At 59.8% G+C, this 356-nt stretch carries 1 protein-coding gene; it reads left to right on the top strand.

Annotated features, from left to right (window positions below; translation table 11 throughout):
* A partial coding sequence (locus tag HK24_RS13250; RefSeq protein ID WP_143412344.1) for an IS5 family transposase occupies window positions 1-356 on the top strand: 356 nt, incomplete at both ends.

Genomic DNA, 356 nt, shown 5'->3' with positions numbered 1-356 from the left:
GGGGGGCTCATTCGGAGGCTTTTGGTCGATCACGCGGCGGCTTTACGAGCAAAATCCATGCCCGATGTGACACTCAGGGACGCCCTCTCGGCTTTGTCCTTACCGGAGGCCAGGTCTCGGATTACAAAGCCACAGACGCCCTGATGACGCTGCCTGTCCCGAGCCCCAAAGCCATGCTGGCCGACCGGGGCTATGACAGTGACAGTTTCCGCCCGGATCTGCTGATGCATGGGATCCTGCCGGTCATTCCATCACGCAAAGGCCGCAGCACTCCACAAAACACTGACTGGCGGCGTTACAGGGACCGTAACCGCATCGAGCGCATGTTCAACAAACTCAAGCAGATGCGCCGCATC

This window comes from Gluconobacter sp. DsW_058 (assembly GCF_002153615.1).
In the GTDB taxonomy this organism is placed as follows: Bacteria; Pseudomonadota; Alphaproteobacteria; order Acetobacterales; family Acetobacteraceae; genus Gluconobacter; species Gluconobacter cerinus.
This window is presented reverse-complemented; position numbering and strand designations above follow the sequence as displayed.